A 24413-nucleotide genomic window follows, 5' to 3' on the forward strand; every position below is an offset into this window, starting at 1 on the left:
CACTGCACTGTTATGGCTCAGCCGATAGCCTTGGATGCCAGCCAGAACAAGCCAGCCGCCAGGCCCATCGTCGCCGGCAGGGTCAATACCCAGGCCAGCAGGATGGTTTTCACTGTGCCGCCTTGCAGGCCGCTCTTGTTGGCAACCATGGTGCCGGCCACGCCGGACGACAACACGTGGGTAGTCGAAACCGGCAGGGCGAACACGTTGGCCATGCCAATGGCGCATGCTGCGGTGATCTGGGCCGACATGCCCTGGGCATAGGTCATGCCCTGTTTGCCGATCTTCTCGCCTACGGTCAGTACCACGCGTTTCCAGCCAACCATGGTGCCCAGGCCCAGAGCCAGGGCGACGGCGACGATTACCCAGAACGGGGCGTATTCGGTGGTGGCGGTGAGGTCCTTGCGCAACTTGTCGAGGTCGGCCTTTTCACGCGCATCCAGTCCCGGCAGCTTGCCGACCTTCTTCGCCGTGTCATCCAGGCACAGCAGGTAGCGGCGCACTTCCACGCGCTTGTCGGCTTCCAGGGCACGGTAATCGGTCACGCCCTGCAGCGAGGATTGCAATGCTGCGATGGTGGGCTCGGTCTGCTGCGGGTTGCAACTGAACTGCTCCGGGAGGTCGCTGGCCTGTGCCTTGCCCAGTGCCAGGAACTCGCCCAGGGTGGCGGCATTGCGCTGGTAGAACTGGCTCAGGTGCATCGTCGCGTCGCGGGTGCGCTCGATCTGGTAGGTGGTGCTGTTCAGGTCGAGCACGAACTTGGCCGGAACAATGCCGATCAGTACCAGCATGATCAGGCCGATGCCTTTCTGGCCATCGTTGGAGCCGTGTACGAAGCTCACGCCCATTGCCGAAATCACCAGCACCAGGCGGTTCCAGAAGGGTGGGTGCTTCTTGTCGTCGAGCTTGCGGCGCTGTTCTGGCGTCTTGTGCATCTTCGACAGCGGGCGCCACCATTTCAGGCCGAGCAGCAACAGCGCAGCCACAGCGAAGCCGGCCATGGGCGAAATGACCAGGGACATGGCGATGTCGATCGCCTTCTGCCAGTTGACGCCGTCACCCAAGGGAATGTCGCTGATCAGGGCATTGGCCAGGCCCACGCCAAGGATCGAACCGATCAAGGTGTGCGAGCTCGAGGCCGGGATGCCGAAATACCAGGTACCCAGGTTCCAGGTGATGGCCGCAGCCAGCAACGAGAAGACCATGGCCAGGCCATGCCCGGTGTTCACATTGATCAGCAGCTCGACCGGCAGCAGGTGAACGATGGCGTAAGCCACCCCGACACCGCCCAGCAGAACGCCAAGGAAGTTGAACACCCCGGAGAAGAACACGGCCAGGTGTGGTGGCATGGCTTTGGTATAGATGACGGTGGCTACCGCGTTGGCGGTGTCATGAAAGCCATTGATGAACTCGAATGCGAGCACGAAGGTCAGGGCGAGCAGCAGGCTCACCAATACCCAGGCATCCAGTCCGCTGAATAAATCGATCATGAAGGTTGTCTGGCGGTCATTTGGGGGGCGGGATTATGCCAGAAAACCTTGGCAATCGATGCACCCGCAGCTGACCGATGGCAGTCTTTTGATCGACTTCCAAACGTTGTCTTCCACGGAGTAATGCGTAGAAGGTTTCGCTAAAAATCACAAAAAACGCCGAATTTCGCCGTATTCCTGTAAACGGGAATGGCCATTCATGATTAAAACGACTGTATGAAATTTGTGTAATTCCATTTCATACTCGGCCTGTCGGTAACGATCGGTCCCGCGAGCGCCGCCCTCGACCGTCAGTGCAATTGCCCGCGGCAAACGGCTCAGGTGTCTTCGTTGCGCAACTCTTTCTCCATCTTTTCCAGTTCCTGGTTGAAGGCCTGATCCTGGACCGTGGCCCGTTTGCGCCAAGGTTTGCGCTCCGGTTCCGGTTGAGCGGCGTAAGTGGTGACTTCACCACCGTAAACTTCCTTGTAACGTTCAGCCTGGCGCTCCAGTTCCGCGCGCAGTTCATCTTTCGTCACAGTAGTACCTGAATGTAAAAAGTGGCCGTTAGTGCGTGCACGTGCACGTTGCCCATGCACAGGGCGTGCTGGTCGTCGGATAAGGGTCAGGCCGTAAGTGCCTTGCCCGAATGCGGATCCGGGCCAGCCGACTGGATTATAGCAATCGATAAAACGCCAGACAGTGTTATTTACCCAGCCCTTACAACCGTCGTTCAAGTTGCGGGTAATGGCTGCTTGTGCAAAGTTTGAACGGCCGGCGCTTGGAAAGTTCGCTGCTGTTCAGATACCAGGCTGGGAAATAAAAACGGCCTCGCACAAAGGCGAGGCCGTTGCCTGGGGACTTCTACGGTGGGTACCTGACCAGTCTCTCCAAAGAAGCCACAAGTGGCAGTAGAAAGGTATAAGTAAACGTGTCAGCGGTCAATTGCGATTATCGGCCGTTTGTTCGATAATCGCACGAAGCAGCGAATTTTTTGAGGTGAGCGATGAGTGACGAAATCCCGGCCAACGAATCTGCCAGCCCGGAGTCGGTACGCCCGAGCGCTCCTGCCTTGGCACCGCCGATCGTGGCCTCGCCAGCCAAGCGTATTCAGGCATTTACTGGTGACCCGGACTTCATGACCTCGCTGGCGCGGGGCCTTGCCGTAATCCAGGCATTTCAGGAGCGCAAGCGCCATCTGACCATCGCTCAGATCAGCCACCGCACCGAGATCCCACGAGCGGCGGTGCGTCGTTGCCTGCATACGCTGATCAAGCTCGGCTACGCCACGACCGACGGGCGTACCTATTCGCTGCTGCCCAAGGTGCTGACCCTCGGCCATGCCTACCTTTCGTCGACGCCCCTGGCGATGTCGGCCCAGCCCTATCTGGACCGCATCAGCGATCAATTGCACGAGGCTGCCAACATGGCCACCCTCGAAGGCGACGATATTCTTTATATAGCCCGCTCGGCCACTGTGGAGCGGTTGATATCGGTCGATCTGTCAGTCGGTGGGCGGCTGCCGGCCTACTGCACGTCGATGGGGCGCATTCTGTTGGCAGCGATGGACGACACCAGCTTGCGCGAGTACCTCGACCGCGCCGACCTCAAGGCCCGCACCAGCCGTACCTTGCATGATCCGGAGTCGCTGTTCGCTTGTATTCAGCAGGTGCGTGAGCAGGGCTGGTGCGTAGTCGACCAGGAACTGGAGCAGGGGCTGCGCTCGATTGCTGTGCCGATCTATGATGCTTCCGGGCAGGTACTTGCGGCGTTGAATGTCAGTACCCATGTGGGGCGTGTGAGCCGAAGCGAGCTGGAACAGCGGTTCTTACCGATCCTGCTGGCATCCAGTCGCGATCTTTGCCATCAGTTGTTTGGCTGAAACACGTACAGCCCGTCGTGCCGCTGTGCACTGTTATCGAACATGCCAACCGTTTCCTGTTCGATAAACGCACAGTGTCGCTCTGGACGAATTGCGCGCCCTCCATTGGCTGATTAATGTCTCTCGCAGCGGTCGGCTGTGCCGACCGAACAAGAAAAACACAAGAGGCGCACACCATGACCACTGTCACTTTGCTGCTGCGGCCGCACCCGCACGCAGTTCCGTTGTATCCAGGCTGAATCAGGCCGCATTTCATCGACTTTGAACCCTGTACCGGTTGCCCTTGTGCAGTGGCTCGACTGTGCCCAATTTCTGGATAACAACAATGAACAAGCCACAATCTGTCGGGAACTGCCTCGACGTTCAATCATTCATCAATGAACAACCGCTGTCGCGCTATCAATGGCGCGTGGTGATCCTTTGCTTCCTGATTGTCTTCCTCGACGGTCTGGATACTGCGGCCATGGGCTTTATCGCTCCGGCATTGTCCCAGGAATGGGGTATCGACCGCGCCAGCCTTGGCCCGGTGATGAGCGCCGCATTGATCGGGATGGTGTTCGGTGCCTTGGGGTCAGGGCCGCTGGCCGACCGCTTTGGCCGCAAGGTCGTGCTGGTAGGTGCGGTATTGGTGTTCGGTGGTTTCAGCCTGGCCTCGGCCTACGCCAGCAACGTCGACCAGTTGCTGATGCTGCGCTTTCTGACCGGCCTCGGGCTGGGTGCCGGCATGCCCAATGCCACCACGCTGCTTTCCGAATACACCCCGGAGCGCCTCAAGTCGCTGTTGGTGACCAGCATGTTCTGCGGTTTCAACCTGGGCATGGCTGGTGGTGGGTTCATTTCCGCGAAGATGATCCCGGCCTACGGCTGGCATAGCCTGTTGGTAGTGGGCGGCGTGCTGCCGCTGCTGCTGGTTGTGGTGCTGATGGTCTGGCTGCCTGAGTCGGCACGCTTTCTGGTTGTACGCAACCGCGGTACCGACAAGGTGCGCAAGACCCTGGCGCCGATTGCACCGGCCGTCGTTGCGCAGGCAGCCAGCTTCAGTGTGCCGGAACAGAAGGCTGTGGCCGCGCGCAACGTGTTCGCAGTGATCTTCTCCGGCACCTATGGCCTGGGCACGATGCTGCTGTGGCTGACCTACTTCATGGGCCTGGTCATCGTCTACCTGCTGACCAGCTGGCTGCCGACGCTGATGCGTGACAGCGGCGCAAGCATGGAGCAGGCCGCGTTCATCGGTGCGCTGTTCCAGTTCGGTGGCGTACTCAGTGCCGTGGCAGTAGGCTGGGCCATGGACCGTTACAACCCGCACAAGGTCATCGGTATCTTCTACTTGCTGGCGGGCGTGTTCGCTTATGCGGTAGGGCAGAGCCTGGGCAACATTACCGTGCTTGCCACTCTGGTGCTGGTAGCTGGGATGTGTGTGAACGGCGCGCAATCGGCCATGCCTTCGCTGGCGGCGCGGTTCTATCCGACCCAAGCGCGTGCCACCGGTGTTTCCTGGATGCTCGGCATCGGCCGCTTTGGCGCGATCCTCGGCGCCTGGAGTGGTGCGACCCTGCTTGGCCTGGGCTGGAACTTCGAGCAGGTGCTGACGGCATTGCTGGTGCCAGCTGCGCTGGCCACGGTAGGCGTGATCGTGAAAGGCCTGGTGAGCCACGCCGACGCGACCTGAGCCTGCGCTGACGGGCCGCGTTGCGGCCCCTTGGGAAAGGGATGGCTGGGTGACAATATGTTCGATAAACGCACGGATAGTCGATTATCGGATTGTCAGCGACCCGCCACTCTCCTTAATCTGAGCCCAACGTAGCACCCTGAACCGAGGTCGACCTGGGTGCGCTGCGTGACTTTGAAACCCGCACCGCCGAGGCCCATGGCCCACTGGCAGGAGAAGCTTGATGCGCGACGTATTTATCTGTGACGCTATTCGCACCCCCATCGGCCGCTTCGGCGGCGCCTTGGCCGGCGTGCGTGCCGATGATCTGGCCGCTGTACCGCTCAAGGCGCTGATCGAGCGTAACCCGGGTGTGCAGTGGGATCAGGTCGACGAAGTGTTTTTTGGCTGTGCCAACCAGGCCGGTGAAGATAACCGCAACGTGGCACGCATGGCCCTGCTGCTGGCGGGCCTGCCCGAGAGTATCCCGGGTGTGACCCTGAACCGCCTGTGCGCCTCGGGTATGGACGCCATCGGTACTGCATTCCGTGCCATTGCCAGCGGCGAGATGGAGCTGGCCATTGCCGGCGGCGTCGAGTCCATGTCGCGCGCGCCGTTTGTCATGGGCAAAGCCGAGAGCGCTTACTCGCGCAACATGAAGCTTGAAGACACGACCATCGGCTGGCGCTTCATCAACCCGCTGATGAAGAGCCAGTACGGTGTGGATTCCATGCCTGAAACAGCTGATAACGTCGCAGACGATTACCAGGTTTCGCGTGCCGACCAGGATACATTCGCCCTGCGCAGCCAACAGAAGGCCGCAGCAGCACAGGCTGCCGGCTTCTTCGCCGAAGAAATCGTGCCTGTGCGTATCGCCCACAAGAAGGGCGAAACCATCGTCGAGCGAGATGAGCATCTGCGCCCGGAAACCACCCTCGAGGCACTGACCAAGCTCAGGCCGGTCAACGGCCCGGATAAGACGGTCACCGCTGGCAATGCCTCGGGCGTGAACGACGGTGCTGCTGCACTGATCCTGGCCTCGGCTGAAGCGGTGAAGAAGCACGGCCTGACCCCGCGTGCCCGTGTTCTGGGGATGGCCAGCGGCGGTGTCGCACCACGGGTAATGGGCATTGGCCCGGTACCGGCGGTGCGCAAGCTGACCGAGCGCCTGGGTGTGGCCATGAGCGATTTCGATGTGATCGAGCTCAACGAAGCGTTTGCCAGCCAAGGCCTGGCGGTGCTGCGTGAGCTGGGCGTGGCCGATGATGCGCCGCAAGTGAACCCCAACGGCGGTGCAATTGCCCTGGGCCACCCGCTGGGCATGAGTGGAGCGCGCCTGGTGCTGACCGCACTGCACCAACTGGAGAAGAGCGGCGGGCGCAAGGGCTTGGCGACCATGTGTGTCGGTGTTGGCCAAGGTCTGGCGTTGGCCATCGAGCGGGTTTGACCTGTTCCGGCCTTTTCGCGGGACAAGCCCGTTCCCACAGGGGACCACGCCTCTCTTGTGAGAGCGGGCTTGTTTCGCGAAGAGGCCGGACTTATGAGACACAAGGCCAATAGCCAGCCCAGAAGCGGAACGAGTGTGTTACTAAGTATGTCTAGACCTACTTAGCACACTCCAGGAGTAAAGCCGTCATGACCTCAACCTACTACACCGGTGAAGAGCGCAGTAAGCGCATCTTCGCCATCGTCGGTGCCTCTTCAGGCAACCTGGTGGAATGGTTCGACTTCTATGTCTACGCCTTCTGTGCAATCTATTTTGCGCCGGCCTTCTTCCCCTCTGACGACCCCACTGTTCAGTTGCTCAATACCGCGGGCGTGTTTGCCGCTGGCTTCCTGATGCGGCCAATCGGTGGCTGGATCTTCGGTCGCCTGGCGGACCGCCATGGCCGCAAGAATTCCCTGATGATCTCGGTGCTGATGATGTGTTTCGGCTCCTTGATGATTGCCTGTTTACCCACCTACTCGAGCATTGGCACCTGGGCCCCGGCATTGCTGTTGCTGGCCCGCTTGATTCAGGGCCTGTCGGTAGGCGGCGAGTACGGCACCACCGCGACCTACATGAGTGAGGTGGCGCTGCGTGGCCAGCGTGGTTTCTTTGCTTCCTTCCAGTACGTCACGCTGATCGGTGGCCAACTGCTTGCCGTGCTGGTGGTGGTGATCCTTCAACAACTGCTGACCGAAGACGAACTGCGCGCCTGGGGCTGGCGCATTCCGTTCGTGGTCGGCTCCATCGCTGCACTGATCTCGCTGATGCTGCGCCGCTCGCTGCACGAGACCAGCAGCGCCGAAACCCGCAAGGACAAGGACGCAGGTTCCATCAAAGGCCTGTTCCGCAACCACACGGCAGCCTTCATCACCGTGCTCGGCTATACCGCCGGTGGCTCGCTGATCTTCTATACCTTCACTACGTACATGCAGAAGTACCTGGTCAACACTGCGGGCATGACCGCGAAGAACGCCAGCTTCGTGATGACCGGCGCCTTGTTCCTGTACATGGTGATGCAGCCGTTCTTCGGCATGCTCTCCGACCGTATCGGCCGACGTAACTCGATGCTGCTGTTCGGTGCCTTGGGGACGCTGTTCACCGTGCCGTTGCTGATGGCGCTAAAGACCGTCAGCAGCCCGTTCATGGCCTTCGTGCTGGTGACCCTGGCGCTGTGCATCGTCAGTTTCTACACCTCGATCAGTGGCCTGGTGAAGGCTGAGATGTTCCCGCCGCAGGTGCGTGCGCTTGGGGTAGGCCTGGCTTACGCGGTAGCCAACGCAATGTTCGGCGGCTCGGCCGAGTATGTGGCCCTGGGCTTGAAAAGCCTGGGTATGGAGAACACCTTTTACTGGTACGTGACGGCGATGATGGCAATCGCGTTCCTGTTCAGCCTGCGTCTGCCGAAACAGGCGGCGTACCTGCACCATGATGATTAAGGACGTTGCATGAGCAACCTACTGTTCGACGCCTATTTCACCGCCCCGGCCATGCGCGAGATCTTTTCTGACCGCGGCCGTCTGCAGGGCATGCTCGATTTCGAAGCTGCCCTGGCCCGTGCCGAGGCTGCTGCCGGCCTGGTGCCGCACAGCGCGGTAGCGGCCATCGAGGCGGCCTGCCAGGCCGAGCGCTTTGACGTTCGCGCGCTCGCCGATGCCATTGCCACGGCAGGCAACTCGGCAATCCCGCTGGTCAAGGCGCTGGGCAAGGTGATCGCCAGTGGTGTTCCCGAGGCCGAACGCTATGTGCACTTGGGCGCCACCAGCCAGGACGCGATGGATACCGGGCTGGTGCTGCAGTTGCGTGATGCACTGGCGCTGATCGAGGCTGACCTCGCCACGCTGGCCGAAACCTTGTCGCGCCAGGCCCTGCTGCACGCCGACACACCGCTGGTGGGACGTACATGGCTGCAGCACGCCACCCCGGTGACTCTGGGCATGAAGCTGGCCGGCATACTGGGCGCCGTTACGCGCCACCGCCAACGGCTGCAGGAGCTGCGTCCGCGCTTGCTGGTGCTGCAGTTCGGTGGCGCTTCCGGCAGCCTGGCGGCCTTGGGCAGCAAAGCGTTGCCGGTCGCCGAGGGCCTGGCCGCACAGTTGAAACTGACCTTGCCCGAGCAACCCTGGCACACCCAGCGCGATCGCCTGGTGGAATTCGCCTCGGTGCTGGGCCTTATTGCCGGTAGCCTGGGCAAGCTGGGCCGCGATGTCAGCCTGCTGATGCAGACCGAGGCGGGCGAGGTGTTCGAGCCTTCCGCGCCTGGCAAGGGTGGGTCGTCGACCATGCCGCACAAGCGCAACCCGGTGGGCGCTGCAGTGCTGATCGGTGCCGCCACCCGGGTGCCGGGGCTGCTATCGACGCTTTACGCAGCCATGCCCCAGGAGCACGAGCGCAGCCTCGGCCTGTGGCATGCCGAGTGGGAAACACTGCCGGAGATCTGCTGCCTGGTTTCAGGCGCCTTGCGCCAGGCCCGGGTGATCGTCGAAGGCATGGAGGTGGACGCCGAGCGCATGCGCCGTAACCTCGATCTGACCCAGGGCCTGGTGCTGGCCGAGGCGGTGAGCATCGTCCTGGCCCAACGCCTTGGCCGCGACCGCGCCCATCACTTGCTCGAGCAATGCTGCCAGCGCGCCGTGGCCGAACAGCGCCATTTGCGCGCTGTGCTGGGCGACGAGCCGCAGGTGACCGCCGAACTGACTGAACAAGAGCTAGACCGTCTGCTCGACCCTGCCCATTACCTTGGCCAGGCCCGCGTCTGGGTGGCGCGCGCCGTGGCTGAACATCAACGTTTCACTGCCTGAAGGAGACCGCTGTGGCGCATTTGCAACTGGCCGATGGCGTACTGAACTATCGACTCGATGGCCCGGACGATGCCCCGGTGCTGGTGCTGTCCAACTCCCTGGGGACCGACCTGGGCATGTGGGACAGCCAGATTCCGCTGTGGAGCGAGCACTTGCGTGTACTGCGTTACGACACTCGCGGTCACGGCGCTTCGCTGGTCACCGACGGCCCATACAGCATCGAGCAACTGGGCGGCGATGTGCTGGCACTGCTCGATGCACTGGATATCCGGCATGCCCACTTCGTCGGCCTGTCCATGGGTGGCCTGATCGGCCAGTGGCTGGGTATCAATGCGGGCGAGCGTCTGCACAGCCTGACCCTGTGCAATACCGCGGCCAAGATCGCCAATGACGAAGTGTGGAATACCCGCATCGACATGGTGCTCAAAGGCGGCCAGCAGGCCATGGCCGACCTGCGCGACGCCTCGATCGCTCGCTGGTTTACTCCCGCGTTTGCCCAGGCCCAACCTGAGCAGGCGCAGCGCATCTGCCAGATGCTCGCGCAGACCTCTCCACAGGGCTACGCCGCCAACTGCGCGGCAGTACGCGACGCCGATTACCGTGAGCAACTCGGCCGTATCCAGGTGCCTACGCTGGTCGTTGCCGGTACCGAGGATGTGGTGACCACGCCGGAACATGGCCGCTTCATGCAGGCCGCGATCATCGGTGCCACCTATGCCGAATTCCCGGCAGCGCACCTTTCCAATGTCGAGATCGGCGAGGCGTTCAGCCTTCGCGTGCTTGACTTCCTGCTGGCTCGCTGAGGAATCTGCCATGGATGAGAAACAACGTTACGACGCCGGCATGCAAGTACGCCGCGCAGTACTCGGCGATGCCCACGTGGATCGCAGCCTGGAGAAACTCAACGACTTCAATGGCGAGTTCCAGGAAATGATCACTCGCCATGCCTGGGGTGATATCTGGACCCGCCCAGGCCTGCCACGGCACACGCGTAGCCTGATCACCATCGCCATGCTGATCGGCATGAACCGCAACGATGAACTCAAGCTGCACCTGCGCGCGGCGGCCAACAACGGCGTGACCCGTGAAGAGATCAAGGAAGTGCTGATGCAGAGCGCTATCTACTGTGGTATTCCAGCAGCCAATGCCACCTTCCACCTGGCAGAATCGGTGTGGGATGAGTTGGGTGTAGAGTCTCGTCAACAGCCGTGAAGCTCACGCACCTGTAGGAGCGGCCTTGTGTCGCGAAAGGGCTGCGAAGCGGCCCCAGGATGGTTGCAGCGTCGCTGAAATTGATGGGGCCGCTTCGCAGCCCTTTCGCGACACAAGGCCGCTCCTACGCAGAGCGCAGCGCCACCGGCCCGGCATTGGCCTCAACTGCATGCTTGAGCGCCGGGCACATTCCCAGCATGAACGCCGCCTCCGCCACCACGAACAGCGGCCCGATGATCAGCCCGCTGATATCGTCGACGAACGCTGGCTTGCGGCCTTCGTAGTAATGCCCGACGAACTGGATGATCCAGCCCACCACAAATGCCCCTGCCCCAGCACTGAGCCACAGCGCGGTGCTTTGCAGCGCCAGTGCCTGGCCAACCCACAGGCACAGCCCCAGCAGCAAGCCCATCACCAGCCCGAAACGCAGGTCCAGGCGCAGGTAGAACCACACCGACGCTGCCGCTGCCACAAGGGCAGGGGACAGCCAGATCCCGGCGACGTCCCAGCCCGGGCGCGACAGCAGGATGGTCACGGCCAGCACGATCAGCGGAATGCCGACGAAGTGGGTAGCGATATTGCGTGGGTCGCGGTGGTAGCTGGCGTATCGGCTCAGGTGTTCAACGAGGTTTTTCATTGTTGTTCCTCCCTGGGTGGCCTGTTTGCATGGTGTAGCCTGTGCCGCACTGTTGGCGGGCACAGGCCACTCATACTGCTCAGGATAGCCTGTGGCGCACCACTATCATCAGCTTAGCGAATGGTGGCAGTGCGCATGGCTGATGGCCGGTGAGATCACAACAGGTTCAACGGATAACTCACGATCAAGCGGTTCTCATCGAACGCGTTGGTGCTGAAGTCCCTGCGCATGGTGGAGTTGCGCCATTTCAGCGAAAGGTCCTTGAATGACCCCGACTGCACCACGTAGGCCAGTTCGGTTTCCCGCGCCCATTCCTTGCCGTCGTCAATGCTGCCAGAGGTGACATTGTCACCCTTGATGTAGCGGTTCATCAGGGTCAGGCCGGGGATACCGACGGTGACGAAGTTGAAGTCATGGCGCACCTGCCAGGAACGTTCCTTGGCATTGTCGAAGCTGGAGTTGTAGCTGTCGTTGGCCAGGGTGCCGCCGCTGGTGCCGTTGACCCGCAACCAGGCATCGTCGCCACTGACTTTCTGCAGGCCGACGTAGAAGGTGTTGCCCTTGTAGCGTGCCGAGAGCATGGCCGAGGCCGTGCGGTTGTCGAGCTGGCCTGCGCGTTCGGCCCCGTCTTCTTTGCCGATGAAATAGCCGAGGTTGGCGCCCAGGGTCCATTCGCCCAGCGGCTGGCTATGCACCAGGTTGATGTATTGCTGACGGTAGATGTCCTTGAGCTGGGCATCCCACAGGCCGATCATCGTGCGCTTGTCGTTGAAGGTATATTCGCCACCGCCGAAGTTGAAACGATCGGAGGTGAACGCCGCCCGCCCATTGAGCGACATGTCTTCCATGCTGGCGTCGTTGCGCGGGCTGTTGGCGCGGAACTGACCCGCGTACAGGGTCAGGCCCTCGATTTCTTTCGAGGTGAGCTGGCCGCCGCGGAAGGTCTGCGGCAGCGAGCGGCCGTCATCCGAGCGCAGAATCGGCAGCACTGGCATCCATTCGCCTACTTTCAGTTCGGTCTGCGACAGCTTGGCTTTCAGTGCAACGCCCAGGCGGCCGAAGTCGTCGGCGGGCCGGCCGTCATCGTGGACCGGTAGCAGGTTGGTATTGGTGGTGCCCTTACCGCCGTCGAGCTTGACCGAATACATGCCCAGTACATCCACGCCGAAACCTACGACGCCCTGGGTGAAGCCGGAGCGGGCATCGAGGATGAAGCTTTGCGTCCATTCCTCTCCCTTGGCTTGGGAGTGAGCCGGGTCGACAAAGTTGCGGTTGATGTAGAAGTTGCGCAGGTTGAGGGTGGCCTTGGCGTCCTCCATGAAACCGCCTTCGGCGGCCAATGCGGGGAGGGCACAGGACATGGCCAACAGGCCGGGCAGCAGCTGGCGTGCGGGGTGCGAAATGCTCATCTGTCGTGGATCTCTTGTTTTTATTGGCGAACCGGTGCGCTGCAGAGTGCAGCCTGCAGGGCGGGTCTTTTTGTCAAATTGGCAACGTGTTGCTGGAGAGGATGGTGCGGGGAGGGCAGCAGTGAGGCAATTCGTCGCAAGCGGAAGCGGGCGATAATCGAACGGAATGTTCCAGTTGGTTAATTATTTGTCAGGCAGCGTTGTGCGCAACAAAAAACCCACCGCGAGGGGTGGGTTTTTGTGTTTACCTGAACAGTCAGCTCTTCGGTGTTGCCGCCGATGCCTGCTGATTGGCCTGCCCGGTCTGCTCGTACCAGCCACCGCCGAGCGCTTTGTACAGGTTGACCTCGCTGGTCAGCTGCGACAGGCGATCGGTGATCAGCGACTGCTGTGCACTGAACAGGTTGCGCTGGGCGTCGAGGAAGGTCAGGTTGCTGTCGATACCGATGCGGTAACGGCGTTCGGCCAGGCGGTAGTAATCCTGGTTCGCCTGCACCAGGTCACGTTGCGCCTGCAACTGCTCTTCGAAGGTCTTGCGTGCCGCCAGGCCATCGGAGACTTCCTGGAAGGCGGTCTGGATGGTCTTTTCATACTTGGCGACGTTGATGTCCTTCTGGATCTTCGAGTAGTCCAGGCTCGCCTTCAGACTGCCGGCGTTGAAGATCGGCAGGTTGATCTGCGGCTGGAACAGCCAGGTCCCCGAACCACCATTGAACAGCCCGTCCATGTCCGGGCTCAGGGTGCCGGCGTTGGCGGTCAGGCTGATGCTCGGGAAGAACGCTGCTCGTGCTGCGCCAATGTTGGCGTTGGCAGCCTTGAGCAGGTGTTCGGCTTCCTGGATGTCCGGGCGGCGCTGGAGGATGTCCGACGGCAGGCCTGCCGGCACTTCCGCCAGCTGGTCGGCATCGAGCTCCAGCGGCTTGGGCAGGTTGGCCGGGATGCCGGTACCCACCAGCACGGCCAGGCTGTTGAGGTCTTGGGCGACAAGGCGCTGATACTGCGAATACTTGACCCGTGCCCCTTCCACTGCGGTGCGCGCCTGGCTGAGGTCGAGCGCCGAAGCCACACCGACTTCGTTGCTGCGGCGGGTCAGGTTGTAGCTTTCCTCGTAGGTCTTGAGCGTCTCTTCGGTCAGCTTGAACAGTGCCTGGTCGGCCTGCCAGGTGTAGTAGGCGTTGGCCACGCTGGCCACCAGGGCGATCTGCGTGGAGCGACGCGCCTGCTCACTGGACAGGTAGGTTTCCAGGGCCTGCTCGGTCAGGCTGCGTACGCGGCCGAACAGGTCCAGCTCGTAGGCGCTGACGCCCAGCGTGGCCGAGTACTGGCTGGTGATGTTGGCCTCACCGGTTGTCGACAGGTCCGCCGGGACGCGCTGGCGGCTGCCGCTGCCGGTGGCTGAAACCGCCGGGAACAGGTCGGCGCGCTGGATGCGGTACTGCGCGCGGTAGGCGTCGAGGTTCAGTGCCGCCACGCGCAGGTCACGGTTGTTCACCAGCGAAGTCTGGATCAGCTGCTGCAGTGCCGGGTCGTGGAAGAACTGGCGCCAGCCCTGTTCGGCGGCGGCCACGTCGGCCGACTCGGTCGGCGAGTACGCAGGGCCTTGCGGCCACTGCGCTGCCACCGGTGCTTCCGGCGTCTGGTAATCAGGGATCAGCGAGCAGCCGCCGAGAATGAAAGCGGTTACCGCCAGGGACAACAAAGACTTGGTCATTGCCCAGCCTCATAACGTGGAGTTTCAGGGGTGGCGTCCTGTTCCGGCTTTTTGCTGCCGAACAGCGACGACACTGCGACGAAGAACAGCGGTACCCAGAAGATGGCCAGCACGGTCGCACTGATCATGCCGCCGATTACCCCGGTACCGATGGCATGCTGGCTGCCCGCGCCAGCGCCGCTGGAAATGGTCAACGGTACCACGCCGAGGATGAATGCCAGCGAGGTCATGATGATCGGGCGCAGACGCATGCGGCATGCCTCGATCGCTGCGTCATACAGGCTCTTGCCTTGTTCGTGCAGTTCCTTGGCGAATTCCACGATCAGGATCGCGTTCTTCGCCGCCAGGCCGATGGTGGTCAACAGGCCTACCAGGAAGTACACGTCATTGGACAGGCCGCGCAGGCTGGTGGCGATCAGCGCACCGATGATGCCCAGTGGAACGACCAGCACGACGGCGATCGGGATCGACCAGCTTTCATACAGTGCTGCCAGGCACAGGAACACGAACAGGACCGAGAGGGCGAACAGTGCCGGCATCTGCGAGCCGGAGAGCTTTTCCTCGTAGGACATGCCGGTCCAGGAGTAGCCGATGCCGTCCGGCAGTTCGCCAGCGATCCGCTCCACCTCAGCCATGGCTTCACCGGTACTGTAGCCTGGTGCCGGTGCACCGAGAATCTCCATTGCCTCAACGCCGTTGTAGCGCGACAGCTTGGGCGAACCGTAGGTCCATTCACCTGTGGCGAAGGAGGAGAACGGCACCATCTCGCCTGCACCGTTGCGCACGTACCACTTCTGCAGGTCTTCCGGGCTCATCCGGGCGTTCGGTTCGCCCTGGATGTACACCTTCTTGACCCGGCCGCGGTCGATGAAGTCGTTGACGTAGCTGGCACCCAAGGCAATCGACAGGGTGTTGTTGATGTCGGAGATGGTCACGCCCAGGGCGCTGGCACGTTCGTCATCAATGGTCAGCTGGTACTGCGGCTCATCGTTCAGGCCGTTCGGACGCACGGCGCTGAGCACCTTGCTCTGGGCAGCCTTGGCCAGGAACTGGTTGCGCGCTTCCATGAGTTTCGCATGGCCGACGCCACCACGATCCTGCAGGAATACGTCGAAGCCGGTGGCGTTACCCAACTCCAGTACCGCAGGTGGAGCAAAGGCGAACACCATCGCATCACGGAAGCTGAAGAAGTGCTGCTGGGCACGCTCGGCCAGGCCGAACACGCTGTTCTCCTTGGAGCGTTCGTCCCACGGCTTGAGCATGATGAACGCCATGCCCGAGCTTTGCCCGCGACCGGCGAAGTTGAAGCCGTTGACGGTGAACACCGACGACACGGTATCGGCTTCGTCCTCGAGCAGGTACTCACGCATCTGGTCAATCACCACCTGGGTGCGCTCGGCACTGGAACCGGCCGGTGTCTGCACCTGGGCGAACAGTACGCCCTGGTCTTCCTCGGGCAGGAACGCGGTAGGGATGCGGGCGAACAGCCAGATCATGCCGACGACGATCAAGGCGTAGCCCAGCAGGAACGGCACCTTGTTGCGCAGGATGGTACCCACGCTGCGCTCGTAGCCGTTCACGCTGCGGTCGAAGTTGCGGTTGAACCAGCCGAAGAAGCCACCTTTGGCCACATGGTGCTCGCCCTTTTTAAGCGGCTTGAGCATGGTGGCGCACAGCGCCGGGGTGAAGATCAGTGCCACCAGCACCGACAGGCCCATGGCCGAGACGATGGTGATGGAGAATTGCCGGTAGATCACACCCGTGGAGCCGCCGAAGAAGGCCATCGGCAGCAGCACTGCCGACAGCACCAGGGCGATACCCACCAGCGCGCCCTGGATCTGCTCCATCGACCGCTTGGTCGCCTCTTTGGGCGGCAAGCCTTCCTCGGACATGACCCGTTCGACGTTCTCCACCACGACGATGGCGTCGTCCACCAGCAAGCCGATGGCCAGGACCATGGCGAACATGGTCAGGGTGTTGATGCTGAAGCCCGCGGCGGCAAGGATGCCGAAGGTGCCCAGCAATACCACCGGTACGGTCATGGTGGTAATGATGGTGGCGCGGAAGTTCTGCAGGAACAGGTACATCACCAGGAATACCAGGACCACGGCTTCGATCAGGGTGTGGATAACCCCGCTGATCGATTCGGTGACCACCGGCGTGGTGTCATACGGGAACACCGCCTTGACCCCTGGCGGGAAGAACGGCTCCAGGTCGCTGATGGTCTTGCGCAGGGCCGTGGCGGTATCCAGGGCGTTGGCGCCGGTCGCCAGCTTGACCGCAAGGCCCGAGGCCGGCTTGCCGTTGAACTGGGCGCTGATGGCGTAGTTTTCGCCGCCCAGGCCGACCTGGGCAACATCGCGCAAGCGAACCTGCGAGCCATCGCTGTTGACCTTGAGCAGGATATTTTCGAACTGCTCGGCGGTCTGCAGGCGAGTCTTGCCGATGATGGTGGCGTTCAGCTGGGTGCCGGGTATGGCAGGCAGGCCGCCGAGCTGGCCGGACGACACCTGCACGTTCTGCGCGGCGACCGCGGTCTTGACGTCGACCGGAGTCAGCTGGAACTTGTTCAGCTTGGCCGGATCGAGCCAGATACGCATGGCGTACTGTGCACCGAACACCTGGAAGTCACCGACACCTGCCGTGCGCGAAATCGAGTCCTGCATGTTGGAAACGATGTAGTTGGCAAGGTCATCCTTGGTCATGCTGCCGTCTTCGGACACCAGGCCGATCACCATCAGGAAGTTCTTCACTGCCTTGGTGACGCGGATACCTTGCTGCTGTACTTCCTGCGGCAGCAGTGGGGTGGCCAGGTTCAGCTTGTTCTGTACCTGAACCTGCGCGGTATCAGGGTTGGTGCCCTGCTCGAAGGTGGCGGTGATGGTCATGCTGCCGTCGGAGTTGCTCTCCGAGGACACATAACGCAGGTTGTCGATACCGTTGAGCTGCTGCTCGATCACCTGCACCACGGTGTCCTGCACGGTTTGCGCCGAGGCGCCCGGGTAGGTCACGGAGATGGCGATGGCCGGCGGCGCGATGCTTGGGTACTGGTTGATCGGCAGCTTCAGGATCGACAAAGCGCCGACCAGCATGATCACCAAGGCGATCACCCAGGCGAAGATCGGGCGATCGATAAAGAACTTCGACATGGTTTACTCCGCTTTGGCGTCTGCTTTGGCCGCGCTGGCCTGATCAGGGCTGCCCGGTTTCTTGACGTTGGTGGCATCGCTGACCTTGACCTCGACACCCGGGCGCACGTACTGCAGGCCCTCGGTGATCAGGCGGTCGCCCGGGTTCAGGCCTTCTTCGATCAGCCAGTCGCTACCCAGGGTGCGGCTGGCCTTGAGCTGGCGCAGTTCGACCTTGTTCTCCTGGTTGACTACCAGCGCGGTCGGTGCACCCTTGAGGTCACGGGTCACGCCTTGCTGCGGGGCCAGGATGGCATTGCTGTTGACCCCGGCCTTGAGCCGCGCGTGCACGAACATGCCAGGCAGCAGGGTGTGATCAGGGTTGGGGAAGATGGCGCGCAAGGTCACCGAACCTGTGGTCTCGTCGACCGCCACTTCGGAGAACTCCAGGCGACCTTCCTGCTTGAACAGGCTGCCGTCTTCCAGCACCAGCTGGACGGACGCGGCGTTGTCGCCGGACTTCTGCAGCTGGCCGCTTTCCAGGTCACGGCGCAGCTTGAGCAGCTCGGCGGTGGACTGGGTGACATCGACGTAGATCGGGTCGAGTTGCTGGATGGTGGCCATGGCATTGGTCTGGCCATTGCTCACCAGCGCACCTTCAGTGAACGACGAGCGACCGATACGACCGCTGATCGGCGCCAGTACCTTGGTATAGCGCAGGTCGATCTGGGCACTTTTGAGCGCTGCCTCGGCCTGCAATCGTTTGGCATTGGCGTCGTCGTATTCCTGCTTGGACACCGCCTGTTCGTCTATCAGCTGCTTGTAGCGCTCGGCCAGCGAGCGGGTAGCCTGGAGGTTGGCCTGGGCGTTGGCCAGGGTGGCCTCGTATACGGCAGGGTCGATCTGGTACAGCTGCTGACCGGCCTTGACGTCGCTGCCTTCCTTGAACAGGCGCTTGAGAATGATGCCATTGACCTGAGGGCGCACTTCGGCCACGCGATAGGCGCTGGTGCGCCCCGGCAGCTCGGACGTCAGGGTGAAGGCTTGGGGCTGGATTGTCACGACGCCGACCAGAGGAGCCTGTGCTGCGGGCGCGGCTTCTTCTTTCTTACAGCCACTTAGCAGAGTTGCCAGGGCGACGGCGGAAACCAGAGCGGTAACGGCTGGCTTGAATTGCATGAGGATCCTCGGGTCGCTAGAGCAGGGAGACGCTCAAGAGTAATGGAAGAGTCTTGTCAGAAAAAATGCTATCAGGTGGATAAATAGCTTACTAACGAATATACTTACATTCATGGTTGTTTGTAAATACCGTTGGGTAGTACTTGGCTACTATCCGGCCCCTTGATTAGCCCATCCGGAGGCACCCTTCAGAGGTGACCCCGGCGGATTCCCCGCAAGCAACGTGCCTGCGGGCCCAGATGAGGTTGTACTGCCATGGTCCGTCGAACCAAAGAAGAAGCCCAGGAAACCCGAACCCAGATCATCGAGGCGGCGGAAAAGGCTTTCTACAAGCGTGGGGTTGCGCGAACCACCCTGGCTGACATCGCCGAACTGGCGGGCGTGACCCGCGGTGCTATCTACTGGCATTTCAACAATAAGGCGGAGTTGGTGCAGGCGCTGCTCGACAGCCTGCACGAAACCCATGACCACTTGGCGCGTGCCAGTGAAAGCGAGGACGAACTGGACCCACTCGGCTGCATGCGCAAGCTGCTGCTGCAAGTGTTCAACGGGCTGGTGCTCGACGCCCGGACCCGGCGTATCAATGAGATCTTGCATCACAAGTGCGAGTTCACCGATGACATGTGTGAAATTCGCCAGCAGCGCCAAAGTGCGGTGCTGGATTGCCATGAGGGCATTACCCTGGCGTTGGCCAATGCCGTGCGCCGTGAGCAGTTGCCGGCCGGGCTGGATGTAGAACGGGCAGCCGTGGCCCTGTTTGCCTATGTCGATGGCCTGATCGGGCGCTGGTTGCTACTGCCAGACAGCGTCGATCTGCTGCGCGATGCCGAAAAATGGGTGGACACCGGGCTGGATATGCTGCGCTGGAGCCCTGCCTTGCGCAATTGACACTTTGTTAAGGATTGTGAGGGAGTGTTTTCCCTGAGCATTAAGGGATGATTAAAACCTAAGGTGCTCCCCTAGCGCCCACGCAACTGCCGGTCCGGCAATGCCACTGCCGCCACCAGCCCCAGCAGCGCCACCGTGGCGCTGCCCAGCAACAGGTGCCTGAAGGTTTCCAGCAATCGTGCCTGGGTTGCAGGATCCGCTTCCCCAGCCTGCAGGCTCCCCAGCAACGGATTACCCGCCAATTCGAACCCCCCCTGATGCAGCAGTGCCAGCAGTACGCTGGACATGCAGGCCACGCCCATGGCGCCGCCAAGTGAGCGGAACAGATTGGTCGTGCTGGTGGCCACGCCGATGTCCTTGCTATCCACAGCGCTCTGGGTGCCTACCAGCGATGTCGGGAACTGCAGCCCACAGGCGATGCCTGTGAACAACATGAAAAGCGCACTGAGAACGCCCGACTGCGGTGGGGTGATGGCCATGGCGAAGATCGCCACCGGCATCAGCAACGCACCGGCGAGGATCTGCGGCTTGTAGCGGCCAGTGAAGCTGGTCATGCGCCCGCCGGTGAATGCACCGATGGGCAGGCCGATGGCCAAGGGCAGCAGGTGCAGCGCGGCGCTGTCGGCCCCGGCCCCGGTGATGCCCTGGTAGCGCAGGGGCATCAGCATGGTCAGAGAGATCGATTGGAAACTGGCGAAGAAAATCACCGCCCAGCACAGCACGGCAACCCGGTTACCGAACAGTCCGAGTGGCAGCAACGGCTCCTGGCAACGACGTTCATGCCCGATGAACAAGGCTGTGCCAAGCCCGGCACAGGCGAACAGGGCCACTACGGCAGGCGCAGTCCAGGCATGGCCCTGGCCGACCAGGGTAATGCCCAACAGCAGGCTGCCCAGGCCAAGGATCAGCAACACCGCCCCCAGATAGTCCACCTGGGCCTGGCGGCGTTGCACGGGCATACCCTCCAAGGCGCGATGGATGGCCCACAGGGCGACCAGGCCCAAGGGCAGGTTGATCCAGAACACCCAGCGCCACGACAGGTATTCGGTCAGCCACCCACCCAGTACCGGCCCGGCAACACTGGCTGCGGCGTACATGCTGCTGAAATAGCCCTGATAGCGCCCACGCTCGCGCGGCGGCACGAAGTCGCCGATGATCGCCTGGCTCACCGAGACCATTCCGCCCGCACCGATGCCCTGCAGCACCCGCGCCAGCACCAGCTGCTGCATGTCCTGGGCCAGGGCGCAGGCGATGGAGGCCAGTGTGAACAGGCTGATGCCGGTAAGTATCATGCGCCGGCGGCCATACAGGTCCCCCAGCTTGCCATAGATAGGGACCGCCACGGTCATCGCCACCATGTAGCCCGAAATTACCCAGGCCAGCAGCCCGACGTCATTGAACTGGGCGGAGATGGCGGGCAGTGAGACCGCGACGATGGTCTGGTCAAGGGCACCAAGGAAAATGGCCAGCATCAACGCGGTGAGTACGTTGCGCAGGGCGGTCTGGGGGAGGGCGGCGGTCACGGGGGCACCTTGTTTGAACGACGGCGGTGACTTTGCTGGCCCGCGGACGGGTCGGCATCAATGCTGCGAGTGTAACCCGACTTAGGTAGCTACCTATGTACTATCTGCATCGCCCATGCAAGATCGGCATTGGCGCATTCATCCAGTGCTGCATGGCCGCGTGATATCGTGCATGTGCCGCAGAGCCTTGAATCCGCGGGTTGCACCAGCTTGGTGCAGCATGATGTCGCAGGATTCCAGTGCCGCTGTATCCCACACCTTTTATTCCTCTGCCTGCATGTCGAGCATGACCGCCCAGATGGCGACGGTTGGAACAGGTCAGGTAGACCCGATTCAGGGGTCGGTAGCAACCGTTCAATTTCACGTATAAGCGGAGTGATCATGCCCAAGGCTTCCCATCAAGATTTGCGTTTTGCCTTCCGCGAGCTGCTCGCTTCAGGTTCCTGCTATCACACGGCCTCCGTGTTCGACCCAATGTCGGCGCGTATTGCCGCTGACCTGGGCTTCGAAGTCGGCATTCTCGGCGGGTCGGTCGCTTCGCTGCAGGTGCTGGCCGCACCAGACTTCGCCCTTATCACACTCAGTGAGTTCGTCGAGCAGGCTACCCGCATCGGCCGTGTGGCCCAGCTGCCGGTGCTCGCCGATGCCGACCATGGTTATGGCAATGCGCTGAACGTCATGCGCACGGTCATCGAACTGGAACGCGCCGGTGTGGCTGCGCTGACCATCGAAGACACGCTGCTGCCGGCCCAGTTCGGGCGCAAGTCCACCGACCTGATCCCGGTCGAGGAGGGGGTTGGCAAGATCCGTGCGGCGCTGGAGGCCCGGGTCGACTCATCGCTGTCGATCATTGCCCGCACCAACGCCGGCGTGCTCAGCACCGAAGAAATCATCGTGCGCACCCAGAGCTACCAGAAGGCCGGTGCCGACGCGATCTGCATGGTGGGCGTCAAAGACTTCGAGCAACTCGAGCAGATTGCCGGGCACCTGAGCGTGCCCCTGATGCTGGTGACTTACGCCAACCCCAACCTGCACGACGATGAGCGCCTGGCGCGCCTTGGCGTGCGGATCGTGGTCGATGGGCATGCCGCCTACTTCGCCGCGATCAAGGCTACTTATGACTGCCTGCGCCTGCAGCGCGGCCAGCAGAACAAGTCGGAGAACCTCACGGCCACCGAACTCTCTCACACCTACACCCAGCCTGAGGACTACATCCGCTGGGCCAAGGAATACATGAGCGTTGATGAGTGACCGGCCTGGCGCCGTTCAACCTAACGGACGGCGCTCAAGGTTGCCGTATGCGGCACGCAGTGCGCCTGCTCGCAACTGGCCGCCGAGCTTGGCTGGTTGCGTAGCAGTTCTGCGCGCCAGCAGGCTGAGCCGTACAGCCCGGCGACTGCAGTCAATGCCATGACAAGGGCGACTCTTCTTGATTTGATGCCCATGGTGCTCACCTCCTGTTGCAAAAACAGGTGATACCTCAAGCATAGGTCAATCACCGGTGGACGCTTGACGCAACAGCCCTGTTGCGCGGCAGTTCACAACAAATCTTTATCCCACTCCGGTTCGTCCCTGAACCGCTGCGCCAGAAAATCCAGCATGGTGCGCAAGGTCGCCGGCATATGCTTGCGTGATGTGTACACCGCATTCAGGTTCAGCTCCTGCGGGCGTGCATAAGGCAGCAGGCGCACCAGCTCGCCTGTACGCATGGCCGCGGCAGCCTGGTAAGTCGGCAGCATGGCGACCCCTGCACCGGCCAGTGCCGCCTTCTGCAGGGTCATGGCCTCGTTGGCACTGATATTACCTTCGACCGGCACAGTGATCGGCTGGCCGCCCACTTCGAAATGCCAGACGCTGTGGCCGAAGTAGGCATGAGTAAGGCAATTGTGCTGGCTCAGTTCCTCGACCCGTTGCGGGGTGCCATGCTCATGCAAGTAGGCGGGTGCCGCGCAGACGACTGAGCGGCATACAGTGAGGCGCCGGGCGATGAGGTTCGGGTCCAGGTCGTTGCTGGTGCGGATGGCCAGGTCGATGCGCTCGTCCACCAGGTTGACCGTGCGATCAAGCATCTGCAGCTCGACTCTCACCCCAGGGTAGCGGCGCACATACGCGGCTACCGCATCCACCAGTTGTGCCTGGCCGAATGAGGTACTGACGCTGATGCGCAGGGCGCCACGGGGCGCATCCGCCGGTTGCTGCACGGCGGCCTGCAGGTCGCCGGCCAGTTCCAGCAGATGCCGGCAGCGGGGCAGGGTCTCCAGGCCAGCGGCGGTCAGGCTCAATTTGCGCGTGGTGCGCTGCATCAAGCGCGCGCCAACCCAGTCCTCCAGCTCGGCGAGGTAGCGCGAGACCACCGGGCGGGACAGCTGCAGTTGATCGGCCGCCGCCGACTGGCTGCCCAGGTCGACGACGGTGACAAAAACGCGCATCGCGTTCAGACGGTCCATGATTTGCCCGATTTCAGAAACAAACTATGTTCGAGCATCGCATTTTTTGTCATGGATCGGGCAACTAAGCTGTTGATCATTCTTCTCGCGGACGGTCACAGAGCATGTCGATATACACTCCCTTGCGCAGCCTGGTGCTGGCATGTGTCGCCCTGGCTGGCCAGGTCCAGGCTGCCGAGCCGTTGCAACTGGACATTTACAACCCAGGCCATGAGGCCATCTTCCCGGTCAGCTCGGTAATCGTCAGTGGCGAAAAGGACGCCATCCTGGTCGACGCCCAGTTCGGCAAGGCCCAGGCCGAACAGCTGGTGCAACGCCTGCGTGCTGGCGGCAAACACCTGACGACCATCTACATCAGCCATGGCGACCCGGACTACTACTTCGGCCTCGACACCCTGACCCAGGCCTTCCCTGAGGTCAGCGTGGTTGCTTCGGCCGCCACCGTTGCCCATATCCGCCGGACCATGGATGCCAAGCTGGCTTACTGGGGCCCGCAGATGGGCTCCGACAAACCGGCGCGGCTGGTGGTGCCACAGGTGCTCGATGGCAATCGCCTGATGCTGGAGGGGCAGCCGCTCGAAGTCATGGGGCTGGATGGCCCGCAACCTGAGCGCAGTTTTGTCTGGATTCCGTCGATCAAGGCAGTGGTGGGTGGGGTGGTGGTCTCCGAAAACATCCATGTGTGGATGGCCGATACCCAGTCAGCCAAGTCGCATGCGGATTGGCTTGGCACGCTCAAGCATATCGAGCAGCTGTCACCGCGTACTGTCGTGGCCGGCCACTACTTGGGGCAGAGCGATCATTCGCTCGATGCCGTGCATTTCACGGCGAGCTACATCCAGGCGTTCGATGTTGAAGCGGCCAAGGCCAAAGACGCCGATGGGCTGATCGGCGCAATGAAGAAGCGTTACCCGGGCCTGGCCGACGAGAGCTCGCTGGAGCTCGGTGCCAAGGTCGCCAAGGGCGAGGTGAAGTGGTAATTCCATTCAACTG

The 24413-nt window shown here is 61.9% G+C and carries 20 protein-coding genes; 10 read left to right on the forward strand and 10 right to left on the reverse strand.

What is annotated here, in order from left to right; translation table 11 throughout:
- Positions 1-17 precede the first annotated feature (17 nt).
- Positions 18-1490, reverse strand: a complete 1473-nt coding sequence (locus tag ACMGF5_RS13900; RefSeq protein WP_012312934.1) for an inorganic phosphate transporter — start codon at positions 1488-1490, stop codon at positions 18-20.
- Positions 1491-1807: 317 nt separating this feature from the next.
- Complete coding sequence (locus ACMGF5_RS13905; protein ID WP_012312935.1) at positions 1808-2008, reverse strand: hypothetical protein; 201 nt, start codon at positions 2006-2008, stop codon at positions 1808-1810.
- A gap of 467 nt (positions 2009-2475) precedes the next feature.
- Here ACMGF5_RS13905 and pcaR point away from each other — a divergent pair, with 467 nt between their 5' ends.
- The 7 genes from pcaR to pcaC all read left to right on the forward strand — a co-directional run bounded on the left by pcaR (position 2476) and on the right by pcaC (position 10498).
- Complete coding sequence (pcaR, locus tag ACMGF5_RS13910) at positions 2476-3351, forward strand: pca regulon transcriptional regulator PcaR (protein ID WP_012312936.1); 876 nt, start codon at positions 2476-2478, stop codon at positions 3349-3351.
- A 325-nt stretch (positions 3352-3676) separates the two neighbouring features.
- Positions 3677-5020 (forward strand): MFS transporter, encoded by a 1344-nt coding sequence (locus tag ACMGF5_RS13915; protein WP_039602158.1) that lies wholly within the window; start codon positions 3677-3679, stop codon positions 5018-5020.
- A gap of 220 nt (positions 5021-5240) precedes the next feature.
- On the forward strand, positions 5241-6446 hold the full coding sequence (gene pcaF / locus ACMGF5_RS13920; RefSeq protein WP_237860911.1) for a 3-oxoadipyl-CoA thiolase: 1206 nt from the start codon (positions 5241-5243) through the stop codon (positions 6444-6446).
- 188 nt (positions 6447-6634) lie between these two features.
- A complete protein-coding gene (locus tag ACMGF5_RS13925; RefSeq protein WP_012312939.1) occupies positions 6635-7924 on the forward strand; it encodes an MFS family transporter in 1290 nt (429 codons plus the stop codon).
- 9 nt (positions 7925-7933) lie between these two features.
- On the forward strand, positions 7934-9286 hold the full coding sequence (locus ACMGF5_RS13930; RefSeq protein WP_414156879.1) for a 3-carboxy-cis,cis-muconate cycloisomerase: 1353 nt from the start codon (positions 7934-7936) through the stop codon (positions 9284-9286).
- Between the two features lie 11 nt (positions 9287-9297).
- Entirely contained in the window at positions 9298-10089 is a 792-nt protein-coding gene (pcaD, locus tag ACMGF5_RS13935) for a 3-oxoadipate enol-lactonase (RefSeq protein ID WP_115273673.1), read from the forward strand.
- A 10-nt stretch (positions 10090-10099) separates the two neighbouring features.
- The gene (pcaC, locus tag ACMGF5_RS13940) at positions 10100-10498 is read left to right on the forward strand and encodes a 4-carboxymuconolactone decarboxylase (protein WP_046784914.1); all 399 of its coding nucleotides are present in this window, start codon (positions 10100-10102) and stop codon (positions 10496-10498) included.
- Between the two features lie 124 nt (positions 10499-10622).
- On the opposite strand, the gene ACMGF5_RS13945 is transcribed toward pcaC, so the two are convergent.
- The 5 genes from ACMGF5_RS13945 to ttgA form a co-directional block, all read right to left on the reverse strand.
- Positions 10623-11135, reverse strand: a complete 513-nt coding sequence (locus tag ACMGF5_RS13945) for a DUF962 domain-containing protein (RefSeq protein WP_414156880.1) — start codon at positions 11133-11135, stop codon at positions 10623-10625.
- A gap of 155 nt (positions 11136-11290) precedes the next feature.
- Positions 11291-12544 carry an OprD family porin gene (locus tag ACMGF5_RS13950; RefSeq protein WP_125924258.1) on the reverse strand — a complete coding sequence of 418 codons (1254 nt, stop codon included), beginning with the start codon at positions 12542-12544 and terminating at the stop codon, positions 11291-11293.
- 256 nt (positions 12545-12800) lie between these two features.
- Positions 12801-14255 carry an AdeC/AdeK/OprM family multidrug efflux complex outer membrane factor gene (locus tag ACMGF5_RS13955; protein ID WP_346640392.1) on the reverse strand — a complete coding sequence of 485 codons (1455 nt, stop codon included), beginning with the start codon at positions 14253-14255 and terminating at the stop codon, positions 12801-12803.
- Positions 14252-17404, reverse strand: a complete 3153-nt coding sequence (gene ttgB / locus ACMGF5_RS13960) for a multidrug efflux RND transporter permease subunit TtgB (protein WP_046784918.1) — start codon at positions 17402-17404, stop codon at positions 14252-14254. The genes ACMGF5_RS13955 and ttgB overlap by 4 nt, the downstream gene beginning before the upstream one ends.
- 3 nt (positions 17405-17407) lie before the next feature.
- A complete protein-coding gene (gene ttgA, locus ACMGF5_RS13965) occupies positions 17408-18562 on the reverse strand; it encodes a toluene efflux RND transporter periplasmic adaptor subunit TtgA (protein WP_012312947.1) in 1155 nt (384 codons plus the stop codon).
- Positions 18563-18817: 255 nt separating this feature from the next.
- Between ttgA and ttgR the strand changes: the two genes are divergently transcribed.
- Positions 18818-19450, forward strand: coding sequence for an efflux transport transcriptional regulator TtgR (gene ttgR, locus ACMGF5_RS13970; protein ID WP_046784920.1), 633 nt, complete (start codon positions 18818-18820; stop codon positions 19448-19450).
- A gap of 71 nt (positions 19451-19521) precedes the next feature.
- On the opposite strand, the gene ACMGF5_RS13975 is transcribed toward ttgR, so the two are convergent.
- Positions 19522-20973, reverse strand: coding sequence for an MDR family MFS transporter (locus ACMGF5_RS13975; RefSeq protein ID WP_414156881.1), 1452 nt, complete (start codon positions 20971-20973; stop codon positions 19522-19524).
- Between the two features lie 381 nt (positions 20974-21354).
- Here ACMGF5_RS13975 and ACMGF5_RS13980 point away from each other — a divergent pair, with 381 nt between their 5' ends.
- Complete coding sequence (locus tag ACMGF5_RS13980) at positions 21355-22224, forward strand: isocitrate lyase/PEP mutase family protein (protein WP_012312950.1); 870 nt, start codon at positions 21355-21357, stop codon at positions 22222-22224.
- A 20-nt stretch (positions 22225-22244) separates the two neighbouring features.
- On the opposite strand, the gene ACMGF5_RS13985 is transcribed toward ACMGF5_RS13980, so the two are convergent.
- Together ACMGF5_RS13985 and ACMGF5_RS13990 are read right to left on the reverse strand one after the other, a co-directional pair.
- On the reverse strand, positions 22245-22385 hold the full coding sequence (locus ACMGF5_RS13985) for a hypothetical protein (RefSeq protein WP_279929733.1): 141 nt from the start codon (positions 22383-22385) through the stop codon (positions 22245-22247).
- A gap of 126 nt (positions 22386-22511) precedes the next feature.
- On the reverse strand, positions 22512-23420 hold the full coding sequence (locus tag ACMGF5_RS13990; RefSeq protein ID WP_414156882.1) for a LysR family transcriptional regulator: 909 nt from the start codon (positions 23418-23420) through the stop codon (positions 22512-22514).
- A 104-nt stretch (positions 23421-23524) separates the two neighbouring features.
- On the opposite strand from ACMGF5_RS13990, the gene ACMGF5_RS13995 reads away from it, so the two are divergent.
- Positions 23525-24400 (forward strand): MBL fold metallo-hydrolase, encoded by an 876-nt coding sequence (locus ACMGF5_RS13995; protein ID WP_414156883.1) that lies wholly within the window; start codon positions 23525-23527, stop codon positions 24398-24400.
- Positions 24401-24413: the final 13 nt, after the last annotated feature.

This window comes from Pseudomonas sp. BNK-15 (genome assembly GCF_047456105.1).
GTDB classification, from domain to species: domain Bacteria; phylum Pseudomonadota; class Gammaproteobacteria; order Pseudomonadales; family Pseudomonadaceae; genus Aquipseudomonas; species Aquipseudomonas putida_E.

Coding starts and splice junctions, on each gene's coding strand:
- ACMGF5_RS13900 (WP_012312934.1), bottom strand. CDS start 1,490: ATGATCGATTTATTCAGCGGACTGGATGCCTGGGTATTGGTGAGCCTG.
- pcaR (WP_012312936.1), top strand. CDS start 2,476: ATGAGTGACGAAATCCCGGCCAACGAATCTGCCAGCCCGGAGTCGGTA.
- ACMGF5_RS13915 (WP_039602158.1), top strand. CDS start 3,677: ATGAACAAGCCACAATCTGTCGGGAACTGCCTCGACGTTCAATCATTC.
- ACMGF5_RS13925 (WP_012312939.1), top strand. CDS start 6,635: ATGACCTCAACCTACTACACCGGTGAAGAGCGCAGTAAGCGCATCTTC.
- ACMGF5_RS13930 (WP_414156879.1), top strand. CDS start 7,934: ATGAGCAACCTACTGTTCGACGCCTATTTCACCGCCCCGGCCATGCGC.
- pcaC (WP_046784914.1), top strand. CDS start 10,100: ATGGATGAGAAACAACGTTACGACGCCGGCATGCAAGTACGCCGCGCA.
- ACMGF5_RS13945 (WP_414156880.1), bottom strand. CDS start 11,135: ATGAAAAACCTCGTTGAACACCTGAGCCGATACGCCAGCTACCACCGC.
- ACMGF5_RS13950 (WP_125924258.1), bottom strand. CDS start 12,544: ATGAGCATTTCGCACCCCGCACGCCAGCTGCTGCCCGGCCTGTTGGCC.
- ACMGF5_RS13955 (WP_346640392.1), bottom strand. CDS start 14,255: ATGACCAAGTCTTTGTTGTCCCTGGCGGTAACCGCTTTCATTCTCGGC.
- ttgB (WP_046784918.1), bottom strand. CDS start 17,404: ATGTCGAAGTTCTTTATCGATCGCCCGATCTTCGCCTGGGTGATCGCC.
- ttgA (WP_012312947.1), bottom strand. CDS start 18,562: ATGCAATTCAAGCCAGCCGTTACCGCTCTGGTTTCCGCCGTCGCCCTG.
- ttgR (WP_046784920.1), top strand. CDS start 18,818: ATGGTCCGTCGAACCAAAGAAGAAGCCCAGGAAACCCGAACCCAGATC.
- ACMGF5_RS13980 (WP_012312950.1), top strand. CDS start 21,355: ATGCCCAAGGCTTCCCATCAAGATTTGCGTTTTGCCTTCCGCGAGCTG.
- ACMGF5_RS13985 (WP_279929733.1), bottom strand. CDS start 22,385: ATGGCATTGACTGCAGTCGCCGGGCTGTACGGCTCAGCCTGCTGGCGC.
- ACMGF5_RS13990 (WP_414156882.1), bottom strand. CDS start 23,420: ATGGACCGTCTGAACGCGATGCGCGTTTTTGTCACCGTCGTCGACCTG.
- ACMGF5_RS13995 (WP_414156883.1), top strand. CDS start 23,525: ATGTCGATATACACTCCCTTGCGCAGCCTGGTGCTGGCATGTGTCGCC.